The organism is Priestia sp. P5_B4 (assembly GCF_056400385.1).
Map to the genome: position 1 here is coordinate 1 of NZ_JBFULJ010000277.1, position 4,553 is coordinate 4,553.

Here is a 4,553-nt window from a genome sequence, read left to right on the forward strand (position 1 = left end):
CTACTACGCTGGCTCGCGCTACGCCTATTCTTTTAATTGCGTTAGGTGTCGGGTTTGCTTTTAGAGCAGGTGTGTTTAATTTAGKGGGAGAAGGACAGATGGTCGTTGGAGCGATTAGCGCAGCAATTGTCGCTTATTACCTGCCAGCTCCTGGGATAGTCAAGCTTATAGCGGCTATTGCAGTTGCTGTTGTGGCAGGAGGTTTGCTTTCTGTTTTAGCAGGCTGGATGGAAGCCGCGTTTAAAATTCAGCTCGTCATTTCGACGCTTTTATTAAATTATATCGCTGTTTTATTTGCAAGCTATTTAGCAGGCCATCCGTTTCAAGATAAAACAGGCTCAGCAGCTCTCGCTCAAACGCCTATGATTGAGCAAGGGGCGTGGCTTGGAAAAGTGTTTCAAGGAATGCCTCTTCATATTGGGTTTATCATTGCTCTAGTAGGTGCACTTCTGCTGTGGACTGTGCTTCGCTACTCTGTGTTTGGGTACGAAGTGAACGCATCCGGAAAAAATCCGTTGTTCGGGGCGTATGGAGGTATTCATCAAGTAAAAGTCATGCTGCTTAGTATGTTTATTAGCGGGAGCTTGGCTGGATTAGCCGGAGGATTTGAAGTTCTTGGTTCGCAGTACCGTTTTGTAGACGGTGCACTCACCGTTCCTGGGTATGCGTGGACTGGAGTGATGGCTGCCTTGTTAGCAAACTCGAATCCGATCGGCATTGTTTTTACGTCTCTTTTACTTGCCGCTTTGCAAACAGGAGCGATGGGGCTGGAGCGTAATACAGAAATTCCGTTAGAAATTGCGAGTATTATGCAAGCTGTGCTCATTCTATTTATCTCAGCAAAATTCACAAAGCAGTGGTGGAGAGCAAAAAAGAAAGGAGCTGATATTCGTGGAGCTGCTTGATTGGTCACTGTTAAATGCAACGTTACGAATGGTTGCGCCTATTTTATTAGCGGCGCTGGGCGGGATGCTTTGCGCGCGTGTGGGCATATTTAATGTAGGACTAGAAGGTCTGATTTTGATTGGGGCTTTTAGCGGGATTGCCGGCAACTATTATACTCATAATGTCTTTTTTGCGATCGTGATTGCTTCTGGAGCAAGCTTACTTTTTGCGTTGCTGTTTGGAATGCTGGTCGTAGTGTTTAAAGCGAATGAAATTGTTGTTGGGGTGTCTATTAATTTTTTAGCACTGGGCTTAACGACATTTTTACTCCGGACTATTTTCCATACAAAAGGTGCCTATTACGATAAAAATATGCAGGGAATAGGTACATGGGATATTCCTTTGATCAAAGACATACCTGTAATCGGCGACATTATTTCAGGACAGTCGCCGCTTGTCTATTTTGCTTTTTTAGCAGCAATTGCTTTTTATATCTTCTTTTATCGAACGATCTTTGGTTTCCGTCTCCTAGCGGTAGGCTACAATAGAGTAGCAGCAAGTACGCTAGGTTTAAAAGCGATCAGATATCAGCTGTTTGCGATTGCAGCATGCGGAATCCTGTGTGGGATTGCCGGAGCGCAGCTTTCATTAGGACAAGTCACGATGTTCTCAGAAGGCATGACTTCAGGACGTGGATTTATCGCACTTGTTGCGATGATGCTCGGTCAATCTCATCCGCTTGGTATTTTAGCCTCAAGTATACTTTTTGGCTTAATGGATGCGGTGAGTACACGGCTGCAAGGTTTTTCAATACCGACCGAGTTTACGATGATGGTCCCTTACGTGCTGACATTAGCAGCGATGTTTTTCTTGCGAGATAAAGGAGTCGAAACGAATCAAACAAGTCAGCAAAGTGCACGCTGATAAAAAAATAAAGAGGTGGTACCTATGAACAAAGCAGACCGTATTAAACGAATGAAAACACCGGAAATTGATCCAAAGTATGAAGGACGAGTGCCTCCGGGTCAGGTAGTAACGGAGCGCTTTCCGATTTTACATGAAGGCGACGTGCCGGAGTATAACTTAGAGGAGTGGACGCTTCGAGTGTTTGGATTAGTAAACAAAGAAGTGACGCTTTCGTATCAAGATATATTGAACATGCCGCAAACAACGGTGAAATGTGATATTCACTGCGTAACGAGATGGACAAAGCTTGATAATGAAKTTACGGGCGTGCTGTTTACAGACTTTTTAAAAGCAGTTGGCTTGGAGTTAAAAAGTAAATACATCATGCTACATGGAGATAATGACTATACGTCAAACATTGAGGTAAAAGATTTACTGAGAGACGATATTCTTCTCGCTCATTCCTTTAACGGAGAGCCGCTTACAGCTAAGCACGGATATCCGCTGCGATTGGTTGTTCCGCATTTGTACTTTTGGAAAAGTGTTAAATGGCTTCGAGGCTTTGAAGCTATTGATGAAAATCATCCTGGCTTTTGGGAGCAAAACGGCTTTCATCTTAGAGGAGATCCGTTTAAAGAAGAGCGTTTTTCCGGAGAAGATTTAGGCATTCCAGAAGATGAGTGGGTACATAAAGACTATGATTAATGAAAATGCCTATGCGTGTGCATAGGCATTTTGTCAGCGCTGCCGGTTTAATTCCCACACAACGTGGCGAAGTTCAGGCAAAATCAGCTTGGTCATAGCTAGACGAACAGCACCGCTTGATCCTGGTGTAGAAAAAACGGCTTTTTCGTTAATCGTCCCGGCAATTGCCCGGCTCATAATTGCTGCGCTGCCAATGTCTTCGGTGTAGCTCAGCATGCGAAACAGCTCGCCAAACCCAACGATTTCTTTATGAATCAGCGCTTGAACGGCTTCAATTGTGACGTCTCGTTTTGTAATGCCAGTCCCGCCGTTTGTGAGAACAACGTCAATGTCCTCAGCACTGCATCCGGCAAGTATCGCTTGTTGAATCGACGTTTGGTCGTCTTTTACAATTTCATAGGAAGCGACCTGCATGTCGTGTTCTTTCAGAAGTTGGATCATTAGCGCGCCGCTTTTATCGGTTTCTTTTGTGCGTGTATCTGATACCGTAATGACTTTGCAGCGAACGGGCTGTGTTGCTTTGGATTTATGTTCATGTACGCTCATTATGTACCTCCTTTACGCTTCCGTACGCTTGTAGTCACCGTTTTTGCCGCCAGATTTTTCAAGCAGATACGTTTCGCCGATAATCATGCCTTTATCAATGGCTTTACACATATCATAAACGGTTAGAGCGCAGGCAGAAGCAGCGGTTAAAGCTTCCATTTCAACGCCCGTTGAGCCTTCCGTTTTAACAGTTGCTTCTATTAATAAACGGTACTGATCATTGCTTGTATCCCAGTCAAATGAAAGGTTTACGCCTTTTAATAAAAGAGGGTGACACATCGGAATAATGTCAGACGTGCGTTTTGCTGCCATGATTCCCGCTACTTGTGCGACAGCAAGGACGTCGCCTTTTCCAATTTTATGTTCTACAATGGCTTCGTGAATTTCTTTGTTAACAAGTATGCTTGAACGAGCTGTTGCGACGCGGCGCGTGATAGATTTTTCGCTAATATCGACCATATTGGCACGGCCCTGGTCATTAAAATGTGTAAAAGAAGACATCGGTGTTTTCATCCTTTTTCAGTAAATTTTGTTGTATGATAGAAATAGTGAGATATGCTATGATTTTACACCATAGCGTAAAAAGTGAACAGACATAAAGGAAGTGAAGAATGTATGTTAGAAAGCAGAACACCTATTTCAATTCCTGAAGCAATTGAAAAAGTCATGACTTATAAAAGAAAAGGAAGCATCGAACGCGTATCGATCACCGAAAGCTACGGACGCTATTTAGGAGAAGATATTATCGCCGATCAAAACGTTCCTCATTTTAATAAATCGCTTTATGACGGCTTTGCGGTTCGAGCGCAAGACTGCCTAGAAGTCTCAAGTGAACATCCTATGGAGTTCGAAGTTGTAGGTGAAATCGGTGCAGGCTTTGTCTTTGAAGAAGAAGTAAAGCCGTTTCAAGCGGTGCGTATTATGACGGGAGCGCAAGTCCCTAATTCGTGTGATGCGGTTGTGATGCTTGAAGTAACGAAGTCGTATGAAAAAGAAGGCAAAACGTATATGGCGTTAAGCCGGCCTGCTTCAAAGTGGGAACACATTGCATTAAAAGGAGAAGAAACAAAAAAAGGAGAGGTGCTTGTTTCCAAAGGAGCGCGAATCAATCCGGGCGTCACGGCTTTTTTAGCTACGTTTGGCTATGCGGATGTCGCTGTCGTGAAGCAACCGGTGGTTGGCGTGTTAACAACAGGAAGCGAACTGCTTGATGTGAACGAGCCGTTAGAACCAGGAAAAATTCGCAACAGCAACTCCTATATGGCACTTGCGCAAATTGTAAGAAGCGGGGGAATTCCGAAATACTTAGGAAAGCTTGAAGATGATTTTGACCGCTGCTATGAAGCGGTAGAAAAAGCGCTTGAAGAAGTGGACATTCTACTAACAACCGGCGGGGTATCCGTTGGCGACTATGATTATTTGCCGGCTATTTATGAAAAGCTTGGTGCGAATGTGCTGTTTAACAAAATTGCGATGCGCCCAGGAAGCGTCACAACAGTCGCAGAACGAAA

6 protein-coding genes are annotated in these 4,553 nt (G+C 44.1%); 4 read left to right on the forward strand and 2 right to left on the reverse strand.

Going from position 1 to position 4,553, the window contains the following annotated elements:
- From AC1DRF_RS17395 to AC1DRF_RS17405, 3 genes are all read left to right on the forward strand, one after another.
- A partial coding sequence (locus AC1DRF_RS17395; RefSeq protein ID WP_477741254.1) for an ABC transporter permease occupies nt 1–905 on the forward strand: 905 nt, incomplete at its 5' end.
- Nucleotides 892–1,809 carry an ABC transporter permease gene (locus tag AC1DRF_RS17400; RefSeq protein WP_477741255.1) on the forward strand — a complete coding sequence of 306 codons (918 nt, stop codon included), beginning with the start codon at nt 892–894 and terminating at the stop codon, nt 1,807–1,809. The genes AC1DRF_RS17395 and AC1DRF_RS17400, both read left to right, overlap by 14 nt.
- A 24-nt stretch (nt 1,810–1,833) precedes the next feature.
- A complete protein-coding gene (locus tag AC1DRF_RS17405) occupies nt 1,834–2,496 on the forward strand; it encodes a sulfite oxidase-like oxidoreductase (protein ID WP_477741256.1) in 663 nt (220 codons plus the stop codon).
- A 33-nt stretch (nt 2,497–2,529) separates the two neighbouring features.
- Here the strand turns inward: AC1DRF_RS17405 and AC1DRF_RS17410 are convergent, their stop codons facing one another.
- Nucleotides 2,530–3,042 carry a MogA/MoaB family molybdenum cofactor biosynthesis protein gene (locus AC1DRF_RS17410; protein WP_043978592.1) on the reverse strand — a complete coding sequence of 171 codons (513 nt, stop codon included), beginning with the start codon at nt 3,040–3,042 and terminating at the stop codon, nt 2,530–2,532.
- Nucleotides 3,043–3,054: 12 nt separating this feature from the next.
- Nucleotides 3,055–3,543: a cyclic pyranopterin monophosphate synthase MoaC gene (gene moaC / locus AC1DRF_RS17415; RefSeq protein ID WP_013058475.1), complete on the reverse strand. Its 489-nt coding sequence runs from the start codon at nt 3,541–3,543 to the stop codon at nt 3,055–3,057.
- Nucleotides 3,544–3,657: 114 nt separating this feature from the next.
- Here moaC and AC1DRF_RS17420 point away from each other — a divergent pair.
- On the forward strand, nt 3,658–4,553 hold an 896-nt coding region (locus AC1DRF_RS17420), incomplete at its 3' end, for a molybdopterin molybdotransferase MoeA (RefSeq protein WP_477741257.1).